This window comes from Pseudomonas sp. GW821-FHT11D10, assembly GCF_058808435.1.
The window spans coordinates 641,692-660,251 of sequence record NZ_JBXARR010000001.1 but is presented as its reverse complement, the minus strand read 5'-3'; the positions used below and the strand labels follow the sequence as shown (position 1 = coordinate 660,251).

Genomic DNA, 18,560 nt, shown 5'->3' with positions numbered 1-18,560 from the left:
GCTCATTTGCCCAGCTCGGCGCCGTTCGGCGAAGTGACCCGAACGCCACCCTGCCCGCTCAGGATCAGATTGCCGTTGCCGGCGGCGGTGACCGACGACAGCGAGATGCGATCCGGACGGTTGAACACGCTGAAGGTTTCGCCGTTGTCACTGCTGCTGACCACCGAGCCGCCGTTGCCGACGATGACGATGGAGCCGTCTTCAAGCAGCGTGGCGCCGGACAGGCCGAACTCCAGCGAACCGCGCGCAGCTTTCAGTTCGACCTGCTCCCAGGTGCTGCCGAAATCGGTGGAGCGGTAAAGGTTGCCGCGCAGACCGTAGGCCAGCAGGGTTTGCGGCTGCGCCGTACCGATCACGCCGAACAGCGAGCCTTCGTACGGGCCTTCGAGTTTTTCCCAGGTCTGGCCCCAGTCGGCGGAGCGGAACATGCTGCCCGACTCGCCGACGATGAACAGGCCGGCGTCTTTCACCGAAGCGATGGCGTTGAGGTGGAACTGGTCTTCGTTGTCGAGGCGATCGCTGACGTCTTCCCAGTGTTTGCCGCCGTCGGTGGTTTCCAGCAGCGCGCCGTAGGCACCCACGGCCAGGCCGCTGTTGACGTCCTTGAACCAGACGTCGAGCAGCGGCGATTCGCGCTTGAGGTCTTCGAACTGTTTGGTCCAGGTCAGGCCGCCGTCTTCGCTGGCGAGGATCTGTGCGTCGTGGCCGACGGCCCAGCCGTGCTTGTCATCGACGAAGTACACGGCGGTCAGCAACTGGCGGCTCGGCACTTTGGCCTGGGTCCAGGTCTTGCCCTGATCGTCGGAATAGAGAATGTGCCCGCGATCCCCGACCGCCACCAGTCGGGTTCCGGCGTGAACGACATCGAGCATCAGGCTTTTCGAGGCCTTGGCCGATTCGGTGGAATAGACCACGTCGGCTGGCGCTTCGGCGGCGAGAACCGGCGCCGACAATGTGGCAAAGCCCAGCAGAGAGAGTGCTGTGGCCAGCAACGCGGTGTTGCGTAACGCCGGCGGGCGGCAACGACTCATAGACCTTCCCCTGTTTATTATTGTTGGTCATGGACCTTAAAGGGCGCCGCAAGGGTGCTCACGGTGACTGCCTGGTCACAAGCATAGTCCTGAAACCCGCCATCCAGAGCCCCTTCGGAAGCTGGCTCATCCTATCGGGCATTCGAAACGTCTGACAATCGGCGCAACGTTATCTTTTGTTAACCGAAAGGGACTACAGCGGCAGCTGAATGCGCGGGCATTCGTCCGACTGATGGCACGGATTCTTGCGAGGGGGACTTGCACGATCGGTATTATGGTATACCATCAGACGCACAGACACTCTTTATCCCCTACGGAGCAGCTCATGAGTTTCGAAATTCGCAAGATCGTCAGCTATGTCGAAGAGACCTTCATCGAAGGCGGCAAGGCGTCCGACACCCCGGTGACCATGGTCGGCCTGGCCGTCGTGATGAAGAACCCGTGGGTCGGCAATGGCTTTGTCGAAGACCTCAAGCCGCAGATCCGCGCCAATTGCTCGGACCTCGGCGCAATGATGGTCGAGCGTCTGGTGGGCATCATCGGCGGCGCCGAGAAGATCGAGGCCTACGGCAAAGCCGCGGTGGTCGGCGCCGACGGCGAAATCGAGCACGCGTCGGCGGTGATCCACACCCTGCGCTTTGGCAATCACTACCGCGAAGCGGTCAAGGCCAAGAGTTACCTGAGCTTCACCAACAAGCGCGGCGGTCCGGGCACTTCGATTCAGATCCCGATGATGCACAAGGACGACGAAGGCCTGCGCTCGCACTACATCACTCTGGAAATGCAGATCGAAGACGCCCCGCGCGCCGACGAAATCGTCGTGGTGCTCGGGTGCGCCGACGGTGGTCGCCTGCACCCGCGCATCGGCAACCGTTACATCGATCTGGAAGAACTGGCCGCCGAAAAAGCCCAGTAATCACAATAAAAAAAGGCATTGCAGGAGCGCTCCATGATTCGGCTCACCGCTGAACTCACCCCGGCCGGCACCAGTTATCTGGCGACCGGCCAAGGCCAACCCGTGGTGTTGATCCACGGCGTGGGCCTGAACAAAGAAATGTGGGGCGGCCAGATTGTTGGCCTGGCCACGCAATACCGGGTGATCGCCTACGACATGCTCGGCCATGGCGCCAGCCCGCGGCCGGCCAGCGGCACCGCCCTGCTCGGCTATGCCGATCAGTTGCTGGAGCTGCTCGACCACCTGCAATTGCCCGAGGCGTCGGTGATCGGCTTTTCCATGGGCGGTCTGGTGGCGCGGGCGTTTGCCCTGCATTACCCGGAGCGCCTGAAAAGTCTGGTGGTGCTCAACAGTGTGTTCAACCGCAGCGAAGAGCAGCGCGCCGGGGTCATCGCCCGCACCGCTCAAGCTGCCGAACACGGGCCGGACGCGAATGCCGAAGCGGCGCTGTCACGCTGGTTCAGCCGCGAATATCAGGCGGCCAACCCGGCGCAGATCGCTGCGATCCGCCAGACCTTGGCCGGCAATGATCCGCAGGGTTACCTGACCACCTACGAACTGTTCGCCACCCAGGACATGTACCGCGCCGACGACCTGGGCAGCATCCAGGCGCCGACGCTGATCGCCACCGGCGAGCTGGACCCCGGATCGACCCCGGAAATGGCCGAGCAACTGGCCGCGCGCATTCCCGGTGCGAAGGTTGCCGTGCTGCCCGAGCAACGGCATATGATGCCGGTAGAGTCGCCACGGCTGGTGAACCAGACGCTGCTGGAATTTCTCGACACCGCACACGCCCGACAAAACCATATAAAGGGGATCGTTGCATGACGCTCGCACGCTTCCAGATGTGCATCGGCGGAGAATGGGTCGACGCCCTCTCCGGCAAGACTTTCGAAAGCCTCAACCCGGCGCTGGCCGAACCCTGGGCCGAGTTGCCCGACGCGGATGAGGCCGATGTCGAACGCGCCGTGCAAGCCGCGCAGACCGCTTTCGACAGCCCGGCATGGCGTGGTTTGACCGCCACCGCGCGCGGCAAACTGCTGCGTCGTCTCGGTGACCTGATCGCTGAAAACAAGGAACATCTGGCGCAGCTGGAAAGCCGCGACAACGGCAAACTGATCCGCGAAACCCGGGGTCAGGTCGGTTATCTGCCGGAGTTCTTCCACTACACCGCCGGCCTTGCCGACAAGCTCGAAGGCGGCACCCTGCCGCTGGATAAACCCGATCTGTTCGCCTACACCGTGCACGAAGCCATGGGCGTGGTCGCCGCGATCATTCCGTGGAACAGCCCGCTGTATCTGACTGCGATCAAACTGGCGCCGGCGCTGGCGGCGGGCAACACCATCGTGATCAAGCCGTCGGAGCATGCCTCGGCGACCATTCTTGAACTGGCGCGCCTGGCCCTCGAAGCCGGGATTCCACCGGGTGTGGTCAACGTCGTCACCGGTTACGGCCCGAGCACGGGCGCCGCCCTCACCCGCCATCCGCTGATCCGCAAGATCGCCTTCACCGGCGGCGCGGCTACGGCCCGGCATGTGGTGCGCAGCAGCGCCGAGAACTTCGCCAAGCTGTCGCTGGAACTGGGCGGCAAGTCGCCGAACATCATCTTCGCCGACGCCGATCTCGACAGCGCGATCAACGGCGCAATTGCGGGGATCTACGCGGCGTCTGGCCAGAGTTGCGTATCCGGTTCGCGACTGCTGGTGCAGGATGAAATCTACGACGAATTCGTAAGCCGATTGGTGGAGCGCGCCCAGCACATCCGCATCGGCAACCCGCAGGACGACAGCAGCGAAATGGGCCCGATGGCCACCGCGCAGCAACTGGCGGTGGTTGAAGGTCTGGTGGCTGATGCCATCGCTGAAGGTGCGCGTCTGCGTCTCGGTGGCAAGCGGCCGAGTGGCGTCGGTGATGGCTGGTTCTACGAACCGACGCTGTTCGAGTGCGACCGCAATTCGATGAAGATCATGCAGGAAGAAGTCTTCGGCCCGGTGGCCTCGGTGATCCGTTTCAAGGATGAAGGCGAAGCGCTGGCGATCGCCAACGACTCGCAGTTCGGCCTTGCCGCCGGCATCTGGACCCGCGACCTGGGCCGCGCCCATCGCCTGGCCCGGGACGTGCGTTCGGGGATCATCTGGGTCAACACCTACCGTGCGGTGTCGGCGATGGCACCGATCGGCGGCTTCAAGAACAGTGGCTATGGACGCGAAAGCGGCATCGATTCGGTGCTGGCCTACACCGAACTGAAAACGGTGTGGATCAACCTCTCCCAGGCACCGATGCCTGATCCGTTTGTGATGCGTTAGGAGTCCTGCGACATGATCGAACCCGGCATTTACAAAGACGTCATGAGCTCGTTTCCGTCCGGGGTCACGGTGGTCACCACCCTCGACCCGGACGGCGGCATTGTCGGCATCACCGCCAGCGCCTTCAGTGCGCTGTCGATTGATCCGGCGCTGGTGCTGTTCTGCCCCAACTACGCCTCCGACACCTATCCGGTGCTGCGCGACAGCAAGCGTTTCGCGATCCATTTGCTGTCCGCCGACCAGACCGCCGAGGCCTACGCCTTCGCCGGTAAAGGCAAGGACAAGGCCAACGGCATCGAGTGGCATTTGAGCGAGCTCGGTAACCCGATCCTCGCCAAGGCCACGGCGATCATCGAGTGTGAGTTGTGGCGTGAATATGACGGCGGCGATCACGCGATCATCGTTGGCGCGGTGAAGAACCTGATCCTGCCGGAGCAACCGGTGACGCCGATGATCTATCACAAGGGCAAGCTCGGCGCGTTGCCGACACTGGGATGAGCGGAGGACACATGAGCAACGAAAAGTATGAGCAAGGCCTGAAGATCCGCACCCAGGTGCTGGGCCAAGCCTATGTGCAGCGCTCGATCGAGAACGCCGACGACTTCACCCGCCCGTTGCAGGAAATGGTCACCGAGTACTGCTGGGGCCACGTCTGGGGACGCGAGGGCCTGTCGCTTAAGGAGCGCAGCATGATCAACCTGGCGATGATCTCGGCGCTCAACCGCCCGCACGAACTGAAACTGCATGTGCGCGGCGCCTTGCGTAACGGCCTGAGTCGTGAGCAAATACGCGAAATTCTGCTTCAGGTCGGTATTTATTGCGGCGTCCCGGCAGCCGTGGACAGTTTCCGGCTCGCCCGTGAAGCCTTCGCCGAAGCCGACGCCGAGGCCTCCAGTTAACCCCTCGGCTGTTTTGATGCCCGTCTGGCATGGACAGCCACCTTAAAGAGCGGACCCCATGAAACGCCTGCCACTCGACGACAGCTTCAAGGTCAATCGCAACCCCGTCACCCTGCGCGAAATCGTGCTGGATAAACTGCGAAGCGCCATCATGAACTTCCAGCTGCTGCCGGGCGATCGCCTGGTGGAACGCGATCTGTGCGATCGCCTGGGCGTGAGCCGTACGTCGGTGCGTGAAGCCTTGCGTCACCTGGAATCCGAAGGCCTGGTGGAATTCGCCGACGCCAAGGGTCCGCGCGTGGCGATCATCACCCTCGCCGATGCCGTCGACATCTATGAACTGCGCTGCGTGCTCGAAGGCCTGATCGTCCAGCTGTTCACCCTGCGCGCCAAGGCCAAGGACATCAAGGCCCTGGAAAAAGCCCTCGACGAGAACCGCAAGGCGCTCAAGGACGGCGAGCTGCAGCAGGTAATCGACTCGGTGCAGGGTTTCTACGACGTGCTGCTCGAAGGCTCGGGCAACCATGTTGCGGCCACCCAGTTGCGTCAATTGCAGGCGCGCATCAGCTACCTGCGCGCGACCTCGGTGTCCCAGGAAAACCGTCGCGGCGCCAGTAATCACGAAATGGAAAAAATGGTCGAGGCGATCAAGAGCGGCGATCCGCTGGCGGCGCATCAGGCGTGCGTCGATCACGTGCGGGCTGCGGCTGCCGTGGCCCTCGACTATCTCAAGCGCAAACAGGAAGAGACCGGCACCGATCTCAAAAGCACTCCGCCGATCACCCTGCCCATCGCGCTGAAAGAACCGCGCATAGGTCACTGACATGTTCAGCCCGAGCTTTTGCCCGAAATGCGGTGGCGCTGACCTCGGTCAGCAGGTGCCGCCGGGCGATACGCACGAGCGCCTGATGTGCCGCGGTTGCGGCTACATCCACTATGTAAACCCGAAGATCATCGCCGGCTGCATCATCGAGCAGGACGGCAAATACCTCCTGTGCCAACGGGCGATTCCCCCGCGCCCCGGCACCTGGACCCTGCCCGCCGGTTTCATGGAAAGCGGCGAAACCACCGAACAGGCCGCCCTGCGCGAAGTCTGGGAAGAAAGCGGCGTACGCGCGGAAATCGTCTCACCGTATTCGATCTTCAGCGTGCCGAAGATCAGCGAGGTCTACATCATCTTCCGCGCCCTCGCGCTGGAGATCACCGGACAGTACGGCCCGGAAACCCTCGCCTGCAAATTCTTCGCCCCGGAAGACATCCCGTGGGACCAGATCTACTACCCGGCGATCCGGCAGATCCTCGAACGCTACATCGAGGAACGCCAGGCCGGGGTGTATGGCATGTACATGGGCAATGACGACAGCGGCAAGATTCATTTCATGCGTTGATTAAACGTCACTTGCCAGAGATGCAGAGCTGGGCCCGGGTCCTCGACAGCTGTTCACTCAATCCGGCATCGCACGAATGATATCCGCCAGATCATCTTTGGTGATTTCATTGGCTTTGAGAGCAGCGGAGATGTCTTTCCTGGAGAGCGGGAAACGCTTGAAAATGTCCTTCAAGGTATCGGCATCAATATTGGCGAGCCAAAGAGGATCAATAAAAGAACCGCCATATTCAGGCTTCATTGGGACTTCTTCGTGGGCAATGGCACCTTTGTGATTCAGATACACAACATAACGATCGTGCCCTTCAGGAAAGCTTTTATCGTGATATAGCGTTGTTCCCATCGGCAGGACATAGTAATTTTCATCGCCAGTTTGCCCTTCGATCAGCAGTGGCTCTTTGGTTTTAACCATCTCCAGATCGCGTCCCTTCGCACTGTTCCCGAAAATCAGAAAAGCCAGAAAGACTGCATTTATAGATAGAGCAGCCACTAGCCAGAGACTTACTCGCCTACCTGCAAACATTCCATTTGTCATGCGCATCAATATTCCCTTAGAGCACATCGTGTAAAACCGCAGGCATTAAATTCCTTTCTGCGGGCGATCTCCTGATTCTGAAAAATATCAAAAGATCGCCGCCACGTTCGATTCTGTGGTTCCTGAGGGCTAGTGGGCAAGCCGTTACAGCGCCATCCCTTCCACAATGATGATCTCCGCCCGCGCCCATTCCTCCCGGTAGCTCTTCGCTTCCTGATACGTCGCCGAGCGGTAGCACGCCACGGCCTGCTCATAACTGTCGAATTCAATCACCACGCTGCGCTGCGGCGTCGCCCGACCTTCCATCGCTTCGCTGCGCCCGCCTCTGGCTAAAAACTTCGCGCCGAACTCGGCGAACGCTTTCGGCGCGCGCTGGGTGTATTGGCTGTAGTGATCGGGATCGGTGATGTCCACGTGAGCAATCCAGTACGCCTTCATAGTGACCTCTTGGTTGGTTTTGTATTATGGTATACCACGAATTTCACTAACATCGAGAGTCCAGCATGGCCTTCAACAGCATCGAAGAAATCATCGAAGATTATCGCCTCGGCAAAATGGTGTTGCTGGTCGATGACGAGGATCGGGAAAACGAAGGCGACCTGCTGCTGGCCGCTGATCGTTGCACGCCCGAGGCGATCAGTTTCATGGCCCGTGAGGCTCGGGGGCTGATTTGTCTGACGTTGACTGACGATCATTGCCAGCGTCTGGGACTGGAGCAGATGGTGCCGAGCAATGGCAGTGTGTTCAGTACCGCGTTCACGGTTTCCATCGAAGCGGCGGTCGGCGTGACGACCGGCATTTCCGCTGCTGACCGCGCTTGCACGGTGGCCGCTGCGGTGGCGCCGAATGCTCGCGCGGAAGACCTGGTGCAGCCCGGCCATATCTTTCCGCTGCGTGCCAAGGAAGGTGGTGTGTTGACCCGTGCCGGTCACACCGAGGCCGGTTGTGATCTGGCGCGTCTGGCGGGTTTCACGCCGGCCTCGGTGATTGTCGAGGTGATGAACGACGACGGCACCATGGCCCGCCGCCCGGATCTGGAAGTCTTCGCGCGCAAGCACGGGATCAAGATCGGCACCATCGCCGACCTGATTCACTATCGCCTGAGCACCGAACACACCATCGAGCGTATCGGTGAGCGGGAGCTGCCGACGGTGCATGGCACCTTCCGTTTGATCACCTTCGAAGATCGCATCGAGGGCGGCGTGCACATGGCGATGGTCATGGGTGAATTACGCCGCGAAGAGCCGACGCTGGTGCGCGTGCATGTGATCGATCCGCTGCGCGATCTGGTTGGCGCCGAGTACAGCGGGCCGACGAACTGGACGTTGTGGGCGGCGCTGCAACGGGTCGCGGCCGAGGGGCATGGCGTGGTCGTGGTGCTGGCCAATCATGAGTCTTCCCAGGCGTTGCTGGAGCGAATTCCGCAACTGACTCAGCCGCCACGGCAGTTCAGCCGCTCGCAATCGCGGATCTATTCGGAGGTCGGCACCGGGGCGCAGATTCTGCAGAACCTGGGCGTCGGCAAGCTGCGTCACCTGGGCCCGCCGCTGAAATATGCCGGTTTGACCGGCTACGATCTGGAAGTGGTCGAGAGCATTCCCTTCACCGAATAACCCCGTTTGCCAGATAGCCGGTACGGCAAAGTGCTTGCACAAAGTTTGGAATACCATAATATGATATTCCATAGACCGGACGACCTGAAAAACCGTCCAGCTACTGCTCCCGACAGGCGGGCAACAACGCAAGCCCGCTCAAAAACACAACAATGAGGGCGTAAAAATGGTGTTGAACAAAGCTGCAACCGCGATCTTTTTCGCGGGACTGCTGAGCGTGACCGGCCAGGCCGCGATGGCCGCCGAGAGTGTGAACTTTGTCAGCTGGGGTGGTAGCACCCAGGATGCGCAGAAACAGGCCTGGGCCGATCCGTTCAGCAAGGCCAGCGGCATCACCGTCGTGCAGGACGGCCCGACCGACTACGGCAAACTCAAGGCCATGGTCGAAAGCGGCAACGTGCAATGGGACGTGGTCGACGTCGAAGCCGACTTCGCCCTGCGCGCCGCTGCCGAAGGCCTGCTCGAACCCCTCGATTTCAAACAGATCCAGCGCGACAAGATCGACCCGCGTTTTGTCAGCGACCACGGCGTCGGCTCGTTCTTCTTCTCCTTCGTCCTCGGCTACAACGAGGGCAAACTCGGCGCCAACAAGCCGCAGGACTGGAGCGCGCTGTTCGACACCAAGACCTTCCCCGGCAAACGCGCTCTCTATAAATGGCCGAGCCCCGGCGTGCTCGAACTGGCCCTGCTCGCCGATGGCGTAGCGGCCGACAAGCTCTACCCGCTGGACCTCGATCGCGCCTTCAAGAAACTCGACACCATCAAGAGAGACATCGTCTGGTGGGGCGGCGGCGCGCAGTCGCAGCAACTGCTGGCCTCCGGTGAAGCGAGCATGGGCCAGTTCTGGAACGGCCGGATCCACGCCCTGCAGGAAGACGGCGCACCGGTCGGCGTGAGCTGGAAACAGAACCTCGTAATGGCGGACATTCTGGTCGTACCAAAGGGCGCGAAAAACAAGGACGCGGCGATGAAGTTCCTGGCCAGCGCCAGCAGCGCGAAGGGTCAGGCCGACTTCTCCAACCTGACCGCCTACGCCCCGGTCAACGTCGACAGCGTGGCGCGTCTGGACTCGACGCTGGCCCCGAACCTGCCGACTGCCTACGCTAAGGATCAGATCACTCTTGATTTCGCGTACTGGGCCAAGAACGGTCCGGCCATCGCGACACGGTGGAACGAATGGCTGGTCAAATGAAAATGGCGGCCACCGCGTCCCGTCCCTCCACTGCCACCGGGAGCGCCGCAAGCGCTGCCGGACCGGCGTCAGGCAAGGCGAGTGCAATGGCGCAAGCCCCGTCCCTCAAGCAACGCTGGCGCGGCGTCGGCAATCTCGCGCCGGCGCTGCTGTTCCTCGGTCTGTTCTTTCTCGCCCCGCTGATTGGCTTGTTGCTGCGCGGCGTGCTGGAACCGGTGCCGGGTCTTGGCAACTATGAACAACTGTTCGCCAACTCGGCGTACGCCCGGGTGCTGTTCAACACCTTTTCGGTGGCGGGACTGGTGACGGTGTTCAGCCTGCTTTTGGGCTTTCCGCTGGCTTGGGCAATCACTTTGGTGCCCCGGGGCTGGGGCCGCTGGATTCTGAACATCGTGCTGTTGTCGATGTGGACCAGCCTCCTCGCCCGCACCTATTCGTGGCTGGTGCTGTTGCAGGCTTCGGGCGTCATCAATAAAGCCTTGATGGCCATGGGCATCATCGATCAGCCGCTGGAAATGGTGCACAACCTGACCGGCGTGGTGATCGGCATGAGCTACATCATGATCCCGTTCATCGTGCTGCCGTTGCAGGCGACCATGCAGGCCATCGACCCGATGATCCTGCAGGCCGGCTCGATCTGTGGCGCGAGCCCGTGGACCAACTTCTTCCGGGTGTTCCTGCCGCTGTGCCGGCCGGGTCTGGCGTCCGGCGGGTTGATGGTGTTCGTGATGTCGCTCGGTTACTACGTCACCCCGGCGCTGCTCGGCGGGGCGCAGAACATGATGCTGCCGGAATTCATCATTCAGCAGGTGCAGTCGTTCCTCAACTGGGGCCTGGCCAGCGCCGGCGCCGCGTTGCTGATCGTCATCACGCTGGTGCTGTTCTACGTCTACCTGAAGCTGCAACCGGAATCCCCGGTTGGCGCCAGTAACGCGAGGTAAGCCGACATGCTCCTGACGCCCAATGCCATGAGTCGCCGGATGCGCTTCGGCCTGTATTTCACCACCGGGCTGATCGGCCTGTTCCTGCTGTTGCCGATCGTGTTCATCGTCCTGCTGTCGTTCGGTTCGTCCCAGTGGCTGGTGTTCCCGCCACCGGGCTGGACGCTGAAATGGTACGTGCAGTTTTTCTCCAATGCCGACTGGATGAGCGCAGCGTTGGCCAGCCTCAAGGTCGCGGTACTGACCACGATCTGCGCCGTCGCCCTCGGTTTGCCGACGGCCTTTGCGCTGGTGCGCGGACGCTTCCCCGGCCGGGAAATGCTCTACGGTCTGTTCACCCTGCCGATGATCGTCCCACTGGTGATCATCGCGGTGGCGGTGTACGCGCTGTTCCTCAAGCTCGGTTACACCGGGACGATGTTCGCCTTCGTGGTCAGCCATGTGGTCGTCGCGCTGCCGTTCACCATCATCTCGATCATCAACTCGCTGAAGCTGTTCGATCAGTCGATTGAGGACGCAGCAGTGATCTGCGGTGCGTCACGCCTGCAAGCGGTGTTCAAGGTGACCTTCCCGGCGATTCGTCCGGGGATGGTGGCCGGCGCCCTCTTCGCTTTCCTGGTTTCGTGGGACGAAGTGGTGCTCAGCGTGATGATGGCCAGCCCGACCCTGCAAACCCTTCCCGTGAAAATGTGGACCACCCTGCGCCAGGACCTGACGCCCGTGATCGCCGTCGCCTCGACGCTGCTGATCGGCCTGTCGGTATTGGTCATGGTGATCGCCGCCGCCCTGCGCCGGCGCAACGAAATCAGCGCCTGAGCGCCCAGGAGTACGACATGAGTGCCGTGATCAAAGACGCATCCCAGCAGAACGACAAACCCCTGGTCAGCCTGCGCAACCTGAACAAGCACTACGGCGATTTCGCGGCCGTGGACAACATCTCGCTGGACATCAAGGACGGCGAATTCCTCACCTTCCTCGGCTCCAGCGGCTCGGGCAAAAGCACCACGCTGTCGATGCTCGCCGGCTTCGAAACCCCGAGCAGCGGCGAGATCCTGGTCAACGGCCAGTCGCTGGTGAACGTGCCGCCGCACAAGCGCGACATCGGCATGGTGTTCCAGCGTTATTCGCTGTTCCCGCATTTGTCGGTGCGCGACAACATCGCGTTCCCGCTGGCGATCCGCAAACTCGCTGCAGCTGAACGTGACAAACGCGTCGATGCGATGCTGAAACTGGTGCAGCTCGAACAATTCGCCCATCGCCGCCCTTCGCAACTGTCCGGCGGCCAGCAGCAACGGGTCGCCATTGCGCGAGCGCTGGTTTACGAGCCACGCATTCTGCTGATGGACGAACCGCTCGGGGCGCTGGACAAGAAACTGCGTGAAGACTTGCAGGATGAATTGCGCCAGCTGCATCGCCGCCTCGGCATCACCATCGTCTACGTGACCCACGATCAGGAAGAAGCCATGCGCCTGTCCCAGCGCATCGCGATTTTCAGTCACGGCAAGATTGTCGGACTCGGCAGCGGTTATGACCTTTATCAGAATCCGCCGAATGCGTTTGTGGCGTCGTTTCTGGGTAACTCGAATTTCCTCAAGCTCAAGGCGCAGGGCAATGCGGCGGCGGGTTTTGAGGGGCAGTCGCTGTCGATTCGCCTCACCGCTGGATTGCAGACCGGGCAGGATGTTTTGTTGATGGTGCGGCCGGAAAAGGCGTTGGCGTTGAGTGTGCAGCAGGCGGCGAGTGAGCCGTTGGCAGCGGGCTGGAACGAGGTTTCGGCGAAGGTGGTTGAGGTGCTGTTTCTGGGTGAGAGTCAGACGTGCAGTGTGGTCACGTCGGGGGGCACGTCCATGACCGTGAAAGCATTGTCGGCGGCGGGGATGCCGTTGAAGGCTGGGGATCCCGTTCGGGTGCGTTGGGCGACGGCGGACGCTTGCGTCTATACCGAGTGGGCTGAGAGCGATCTGAATAAAGCTGCCGGTGCTCACTGATTCAACAGAGATTTGCGTGTCACTTCTGGCCACCGCAACGTCGGGTTGCGGTGGCCGTTTTTTTCAGACGATGGCCTTAAGGCCCTCAATCTCATCCGGCCAGGCCGTCAACACCTCAAACCCGTCTTCCGTCACCGCAATCATGTGCTCCCACTGCGCCGACAACGATTGATCCTTGGTCACCACCGTCCAGCCATCCGCCAGACTTTTCACATGCCGCTTGCCAGAATTGAGCATCGGTTCGATGGTAAAGATCATCCCCGCCTTCAGCTTCAGTCCCTGCTCCGGATAACCGTAATGCAGCACCTGCGGCTCATCGTGATAAACCTTGCCGATCCCGTGCCCGCAGTACTCGCGCACCACGCTGAAACCTTCCTTCTCCGCCAGCGTCTGGATCGCATGACCGATGTCACCCAACGTGGCGCCCGGCCGCACGACGCGGATGCCCGCGCACATGGCGTCGTAAGTGGTCTTGATCAGGTGCCGTGCCTCGGGCGTCGGCTCGCCGACCACGTACATGCGGCTGGTATCGCCGAACCAGCCGTCCTTGATCACCGCGATGTCGAGGTTGACGATGTCGCCGTCCTTCAGCACGCGCTTGGAAGGAATGCCGTGGCAGACCACTTCGTTGACTGAGGCGCAGACGGTTTTCGGGAAGCCGTGGTAACCGACGTTGGCCGGAATGGCTTTCTGCACATTGACGATGTAGTCGTTGCACAACTGGTCGAGCTGATCGGTGGTGACGCCAGCCTTGACGTGCGGCACCAGCATCGCCAGTACCTCGGCGGCCAGTCTGCCGGCCTCTCGGGATTGGGCGATTTCGGCCTGGGTGTTGATCTTGATCGGGTTTCTCATGCCTTGGCCGCCTCTTTGACCGAGGCGTTCTGCGCGGCATCCGCCAGTGCGCAGACTTGCTGCAGATCCAGACCGCCCGACTGTTCGGCGCGAATCAGCAACCGGCAAATGGCGTGGTGATCAAGGTCGGGATACAGCTCGGCGAGCATGCCGATGCGCATCCAGTGTTCGGCCTGCGCGTTGATCGAGCGGCTGAGTGCGTTGCTGGAGATGCGCAGATTCTCGTGCATGTCCTCTGAAATCTTTACGATGCCCATGGCAATATCCGATACGAAGTGTATATGGATCGTATATTAATCGTGCATCGTCCGGGATTGCAAATTTTGCGCGCCGGGTAAATCGCAGGCAAAAAAAAGCTGCCCGGAAGGCAGCCGAATCATGAAAAGCACGCGATGTATTGGGGCCAAGTATGGGCAGCCGATAATGACAGTGTCATGACAGCGATGAATTCACTGAACCGCCCCGCCCGCGTCATCAGGTTGTCATCGAACCCACGGCAGAATCCTCGCAAACCGTCCCGCGCCTCCCGACGGAAGATTTGCAAGGATCCCCATGAAAGAAGACACCTCGCTGTTTGCCGCCATCGACCTCGGTTCCAATGCCTTTCGCATGATGATCGGCCAGTCGGTGCGCAGCAGAAAGGGCTTCATGATTCAGGAGGTCAAAACCTTGCGCGAGCCGGTGCGGCTGGCGGAAGGTTTCGACGGTCGGGCACTGGATGAAATGGCGCTGGATCGCGGCTGGCAGGCGCTGGCGCGGTTCGGCAAGAAGCTGCGCGGTTTCGAGCCCGGTCGCGTGCGCGCGGTCGCCACCAGCGCGGTGCGCGAGGCGGACAATGCGCAGCTGTTTCTGGCCAGCGCGGAACGGCATCTGGGGTTTCGCATCGATGTGATTTCCGGCCATGAAGAAGCACGTCTGGTCTACGCCGGTGTGGCCCACACCCTGCCGGTTGCCGATGACATGCGTCTGGTGGTCGACATTGGTGGCGGCTCCACCGAACTGATTCTCGGACAGGGCTCGCAACCGCTGCTGACCGAGAGCATCGCCCTCGGCAGCGGCACCTTGAGCACGCGTTACTTTCGCAACGGCGAGATTTCTCCCGGCGCCCTGCAAGAAGCCGAACGCGTGGCCATTCTGCAATTCGAAAAGGTCGCCCGTCGTTACCGCGCCCAGGGCTGGCAGCAAACCATCGGTTCCTCGGGTACCGCGCGGATGCTCGCCAAAGTGCTCAAGGCCAATCGCCTGAACGATCATGGCGAGAGCGGTATCACCTACGGCGGCCTGTTGCGGCTGTCGTTGCGCCTGCTGGAAGTCAGCAATGTTCAACAGCTGAAACTGGCCGGCCTGCAACCCCATCGCCAGAGCATCCTGCCCGGAGGCCTGGTGGTCATGCTGGCGGCGTTCAAAGTGTTCGGCATCTCGCAAATGGTGCCGTCCGAACCCGGCTTGCGACTGGGCGTGCTGCACGGTCTGATGAGCAACCACTGAGCGATTTTCGCTGCAGGATTTTCACTGCCGGATCAAGCGCTTCGTGACGCGGAAGACGCCCTTTCAATACTCGATGACGCCTGCGTATAAACCCCTGCAAATCACTTCCTTCCCCTCTCCGATTTCGTTCTATCGTTAGATCGAAATGGCTGTATTTCCGGCCGTTTAAAGGTTGCGGCAGCTCAGGTCAGAGCCTATGTTGCACGCGAGCTTTTTCCCCGCGAATGGAACGCGATCAACACCACAAAGAGGTGAAGAGATGTCAAAGGATTCACGCCCTGCCGTACTTGGGCTGATCGGCAATACGCCGCTGGTACAAGTCACCCGCTTCGATACCGGTCCCTGCACCCTGTTTCTCAAACTCGAATCACAGAACCCCGGCGGTTCGATCAAGGACCGCATCGGTCTGGCCATGATCGACGCCGCTGAGCGCGATGGTCGACTGCAACCGGGCGGCACGATCGTCGAAGCCACCGCCGGCAACACCGGTCTGGGCCTGGCCCTGGTCGGCCGCGCCAAGGGCTACCGCGTCGTGCTGGTGGTGCCGGACAAAATGTCCACCGAAAAAGTCCTGCACCTCAAGGCCATGGGCGCCGAAGTGCACATCACCCGCTCCGATGTCGGCAAGGGCCATCCCGAGTATTACCAGGATGTCGCCGCGCGCCTGGCCAAGGACATTCCCGGCGCGTTCTTCGCCGACCAGTTCAACAACCCGGCCAACCCGCTGGCCCACGAGTGCAGCACCGGGCCTGAAATCTGGGCCCAGACCGAGCATGACCTCGACGCGATCGTGGTCGGCGTCGGCTCGGCCGGCACCCTGACCGGCCTGACCCGTTTCTTCAAACGCGTTCAACCGGACCTTGAAATGGTCCTGGCCGACCCGGTCGGTTCGGTAATGGCTGAATACAGCCGCAGCAAGCACTTGGGCACCGCCGGATCCTGGGCAGTGGAAGGCATCGGCGAAGACTTCATTCCGTCGATCACCGACCTGTCGAGCGTGCGCAGCGCCTACTCGATTAGCGACGAAGAAAGCTTCGATCACGCGCGCCAGTTGTTGAAGGCCGAAGGTATTCTGGGTGGCTCGTCCACTGGCACCCTGCTCGCCGCCGCGCTGCGTTACTGCCGCGAACAGACTGAGCCGAAACGCGTGGTCAGCTTCGTCTGCGATACCGGTACTCGTTACCTGTCGAAGGTCTACAACGATCAGTGGATGACCGATCAGGGCCTGTTGCAGCGCAAGCGTTACGGCGACCTACGCGACCTGATTGCCCGACGTTTCGAAGACGGCAAAGTCGTCAGCGTCGGCCCGGACGATACGCTGATGACCGCCTTCCAGCGCATGCGCCTGGCAGACGTTTCGCAACTGCCGGTGCTGGTGGATGGCAAGCAACTGGTCGGTGTGATCGACGAGTCGGACATTCTGGTGCGTGTGCACGAAGACGCCTCGCTCTTCAGCAAACCCGTCGCCCATGCGATGACGGACAAGTTGCAAACCCTCGCCCCCGGCGCCACGCTGGCTGAACTGGAAGCCGTGCTCAGCAGCGGCCTGGTGGCCATCATCGCCGACACTTCGGGCTTCCACGGCCTGATCACCCGCGTCGACATGCTCAATCAATTACGGAGATCCCTGGCATGAGCCAGCACGACAAGAACGCCCGTCAACAGGGCTTCGCCACCCGCGTGATCCACGCCGGGCAAACGCCGGACCCGACCACCGGCGCGCTGATGCCGCCGATCTACGCCAACTCTACGTACCTGCAAGACAGCCCCGGCGTGCACAAGGGGTTCGACTACGGTCGCTCGCACAACCCGACGCGTTTTGCCCTGGAGCGTTGCGTGGCGGATCTGGAGGGCGGCACCCAGGCGTTCGCCTTTGCGTCCGGGCTGGCGACGATTTCCACCGTGCTCGAACTGCTCGACGCCGGCTCGCACATCGTGTCCGGCAATGACCTGTACGGCGGCACGTTCCGTCTGTTCGACAAGGTGCGCCAGCGCAGTGCCGGGCATCGTTTCAGCTTCGTCGATCTGGCGGATCTGTCGGCGTTCGAAGCGTCGTTGCAGGACGACACGCGCATGGTGATTGTGGAGAGCCCGACCAACCCGCTGCTGGGCCTGTCCGACCTCGCCGCCATCGCGCGCATCTGCAAGGCGCGCGGGATCCTTTGCGTGGCCGACAACACCTTCGCCAGCCCGTGGATCCAGCGTCCGCTGGAACTGGGTTTCGACATCGTGCTGCACTCGACCACCAAATACCTGAACGGTCACTCCGACGTGATCGGCGGGATCGCGGTGGTCGGTGACAATCCGGCGCTGGCCGAGCGCCTGGGCTTTCTGCAGAACGCTGTCGGCGCCATCTCCGGCCCGTTCGACGCGTTCCTCACCCTGCGTGGCGTGAAGACCCTGGCGCTGCGTATGGAGCGTCATTGCAGCAACGCGCTGGAGCTGGCGCGCTGGCTGGAACAGCAGCCGCAGGTCAAACGTGTCTACTACCCGGGTCTGGAATCCCACCCGCAGCACGAACTGGCCAAGCGTCAGATGCGTGGTTTCGGCGGGATGATTTCCCTGGATCTGAACAGTGATCTGGCGGGCGCCCGTCGCTTCCTGGAGAACGTGCAGATCTTCGCTTTGGCCGAAAGCCTCGGCGGTGTGGAAAGCCTGATCGAGCACCCGGCGATCATGACTCACGCGACCATTCCGGCCGAAACCCGTGCCAAGCTTGGCATCGGTGACAGCCTGGTGCGTCTGTCGGTGGGCGTCGAGGACATCGAAGACCTGCGCGCGGATCTGGCGCAGGCGTTGGCCAGTATCTAACGCCCGAAAACGTCAAAGCCCGCACGAGGCGGGCTTTGGTGTTTGAGTAGGCGGCCAGTGCTGGTCTCTGGCTTACGAGGTTTCTCAGGACTCCCACAGTACAGGCAATGTGCTCTGCTGCTTCACACGGCATAAGGGCTGGAACCCAGCGCGGGGTTCTTTCTAACCGTGTACCCTTCGGAACGCGCCCAACGCTTCCTCGCTATCCGCTTGCGCATCAGTCTGCGTCTTCGCCTACATCCTTGAGCCTAGCAAACACGCTGCATTGCGCTACGCGGTTTTTAGACTGATTGTTTTCTAGCGCAGGCCTGCAAGGAAGCGAACCGACTATCGCCTTCACGGCCCTTCAGCCTGCCTCCCGCCAAGGGCGAACTATACTTTTCAGTTCGCTGTCCAGATTTCCTGTAAACCGTCGACACCCGTGCACCCTCCGGTGCCCCCGTGCCACTCACCAATCTGGTTGACCCCGGGCCGACGAGCCTTCCGTCAAGCAACGAATGACGGCTAATGCTCGGTTGCTGTGTGGCTGATGGGGCGTGGAGAAAATCATGAAGCACTC

At 61.5% G+C, this 18,560-nt stretch carries 20 protein-coding genes; 15 read left to right on the top strand and 5 right to left on the bottom strand.

The features are described from left to right. Positions 1-2 precede the first annotated feature (2 nt). Positions 3-1,031 carry a WD40/YVTN/BNR-like repeat-containing protein gene (locus tag AC1RT4_RS03280; protein WP_493083506.1) on the bottom strand — a complete coding sequence of 343 codons (1,029 nt, stop codon included), beginning with the start codon at positions 1,029-1,031 and terminating at the stop codon, positions 3-5. Between the two features lie 325 nt (positions 1,032-1,356). Between AC1RT4_RS03280 and AC1RT4_RS03275 the strand changes: the two genes are divergently transcribed. Genes AC1RT4_RS03275 through AC1RT4_RS03245 form a run of 7 tightly spaced genes read left to right on the top strand, consistent with a single transcriptional unit; the run spans position 1,357 to position 6,579 of the window. Further along, positions 1,357-1,947 (top strand): amino acid synthesis family protein, encoded by a 591-nt coding sequence (locus AC1RT4_RS03275; RefSeq protein WP_007957412.1) that lies wholly within the window; start codon positions 1,357-1,359, stop codon positions 1,945-1,947. Positions 1,948-1,980: 33 nt separating this feature from the next. Continuing rightward, positions 1,981-2,814 (top strand): alpha/beta fold hydrolase, encoded by an 834-nt coding sequence (locus AC1RT4_RS03270; protein ID WP_085603067.1) that lies wholly within the window; start codon positions 1,981-1,983, stop codon positions 2,812-2,814. Continuing rightward, entirely contained in the window at positions 2,811-4,292 is a 1,482-nt protein-coding gene (locus AC1RT4_RS03265; RefSeq protein ID WP_493083503.1) for an aldehyde dehydrogenase, read from the top strand. Before AC1RT4_RS03270 ends, AC1RT4_RS03265 begins: the two co-directional genes overlap by 4 nt. A gap of 12 nt (positions 4,293-4,304) precedes the next feature. Further along, positions 4,305-4,790: a flavin reductase family protein gene (locus tag AC1RT4_RS03260; protein ID WP_074688589.1), complete on the top strand. Its 486-nt coding sequence runs from the start codon at positions 4,305-4,307 to the stop codon at positions 4,788-4,790. A gap of 11 nt (positions 4,791-4,801) precedes the next feature. After that, positions 4,802-5,191 carry a carboxymuconolactone decarboxylase family protein gene (locus AC1RT4_RS03255; protein ID WP_085746232.1) on the top strand — a complete coding sequence of 130 codons (390 nt, stop codon included), beginning with the start codon at positions 4,802-4,804 and terminating at the stop codon, positions 5,189-5,191. Positions 5,192-5,249: 58 nt separating this feature from the next. After that, complete coding sequence (locus AC1RT4_RS03250; protein ID WP_007957403.1) at positions 5,250-6,014, top strand: GntR family transcriptional regulator; 765 nt, start codon at positions 5,250-5,252, stop codon at positions 6,012-6,014. Between the two features lies 1 nt (position 6,015). Then, the gene (locus AC1RT4_RS03245; RefSeq protein WP_127798406.1) at positions 6,016-6,579 is read left to right on the top strand and encodes an NUDIX hydrolase; all 564 of its coding nucleotides are present in this window, start codon (positions 6,016-6,018) and stop codon (positions 6,577-6,579) included. 57 nt (positions 6,580-6,636) lie between these two features. Here the strand turns inward: AC1RT4_RS03245 and AC1RT4_RS03240 are convergent, their stop codons facing one another. Together AC1RT4_RS03240 and AC1RT4_RS03235 are read right to left on the bottom strand one after the other, a co-directional pair. Then, positions 6,637-7,119, bottom strand: coding sequence for a hypothetical protein (locus tag AC1RT4_RS03240; RefSeq protein ID WP_493083499.1), 483 nt, complete (start codon positions 7,117-7,119; stop codon positions 6,637-6,639). Between the two features lie 138 nt (positions 7,120-7,257). Then, complete coding sequence (locus AC1RT4_RS03235; RefSeq protein WP_493083497.1) at positions 7,258-7,551, bottom strand: DUF1330 domain-containing protein; 294 nt, start codon at positions 7,549-7,551, stop codon at positions 7,258-7,260. A 65-nt stretch (positions 7,552-7,616) separates the two neighbouring features. Between AC1RT4_RS03235 and ribBA the strand changes: the two genes are divergently transcribed. From ribBA to AC1RT4_RS03210, 5 genes are all read left to right on the top strand, one after another. Further along, positions 7,617-8,726 carry a bifunctional 3,4-dihydroxy-2-butanone-4-phosphate synthase/GTP cyclohydrolase II gene (gene ribBA, locus AC1RT4_RS03230; protein WP_064380429.1) on the top strand — a complete coding sequence of 370 codons (1,110 nt, stop codon included), beginning with the start codon at positions 7,617-7,619 and terminating at the stop codon, positions 8,724-8,726. A gap of 166 nt (positions 8,727-8,892) precedes the next feature. Further along, a complete protein-coding gene (locus AC1RT4_RS03225) occupies positions 8,893-9,918 on the top strand; it encodes an ABC transporter substrate-binding protein (protein ID WP_493083495.1) in 1,026 nt (341 codons plus the stop codon). Next, on the top strand, positions 9,915-10,859 hold the full coding sequence (locus AC1RT4_RS03220; RefSeq protein ID WP_493084444.1) for an ABC transporter permease: 945 nt from the start codon (positions 9,915-9,917) through the stop codon (positions 10,857-10,859). The genes AC1RT4_RS03225 and AC1RT4_RS03220 overlap by 4 nt, the downstream gene beginning before the upstream one ends. 6 nt (positions 10,860-10,865) lie before the next feature. After that, complete coding sequence (locus tag AC1RT4_RS03215) at positions 10,866-11,675, top strand: ABC transporter permease (protein ID WP_493083493.1); 810 nt, start codon at positions 10,866-10,868, stop codon at positions 11,673-11,675. 17 nt (positions 11,676-11,692) lie between these two features. Then, positions 11,693-12,847 (top strand): ABC transporter ATP-binding protein, encoded by a 1,155-nt coding sequence (locus AC1RT4_RS03210; RefSeq protein WP_493083491.1) that lies wholly within the window; start codon positions 11,693-11,695, stop codon positions 12,845-12,847. A gap of 63 nt (positions 12,848-12,910) precedes the next feature. Here the strand turns inward: AC1RT4_RS03210 and map are convergent, their stop codons facing one another. Together map and AC1RT4_RS03200 are read right to left on the bottom strand one after the other, a co-directional pair. Further along, positions 12,911-13,702: a type I methionyl aminopeptidase gene (gene map, locus AC1RT4_RS03205; RefSeq protein WP_493083489.1), complete on the bottom strand. Its 792-nt coding sequence runs from the start codon at positions 13,700-13,702 to the stop codon at positions 12,911-12,913. After that, positions 13,699-13,959, bottom strand: coding sequence for a ParD-like family protein (locus AC1RT4_RS03200; RefSeq protein WP_011334623.1), 261 nt, complete (start codon positions 13,957-13,959; stop codon positions 13,699-13,701). The genes map and AC1RT4_RS03200 overlap by 4 nt, the downstream gene beginning before the upstream one ends. Before the next feature lie 295 nt (positions 13,960-14,254). Between AC1RT4_RS03200 and AC1RT4_RS03195 the strand changes: the two genes are divergently transcribed. From AC1RT4_RS03195 to AC1RT4_RS03185, 3 genes are all read left to right on the top strand, one after another. Continuing rightward, the gene (locus tag AC1RT4_RS03195) at positions 14,255-15,190 is read left to right on the top strand and encodes a Ppx/GppA family phosphatase (RefSeq protein ID WP_011334624.1); all 936 of its coding nucleotides are present in this window, start codon (positions 14,255-14,257) and stop codon (positions 15,188-15,190) included. Between the two features lie 259 nt (positions 15,191-15,449). Then, complete coding sequence (locus tag AC1RT4_RS03190) at positions 15,450-16,826, top strand: pyridoxal-phosphate dependent enzyme (RefSeq protein WP_493083485.1); 1,377 nt, start codon at positions 15,450-15,452, stop codon at positions 16,824-16,826. After that, positions 16,823-18,001, top strand: coding sequence for a cystathionine gamma-synthase (locus tag AC1RT4_RS03185; protein ID WP_007957389.1), 1,179 nt, complete (start codon positions 16,823-16,825; stop codon positions 17,999-18,001). The genes AC1RT4_RS03190 and AC1RT4_RS03185 overlap by 4 nt, the downstream gene beginning before the upstream one ends. Positions 18,002-18,560: the final 559 nt, after the last annotated feature.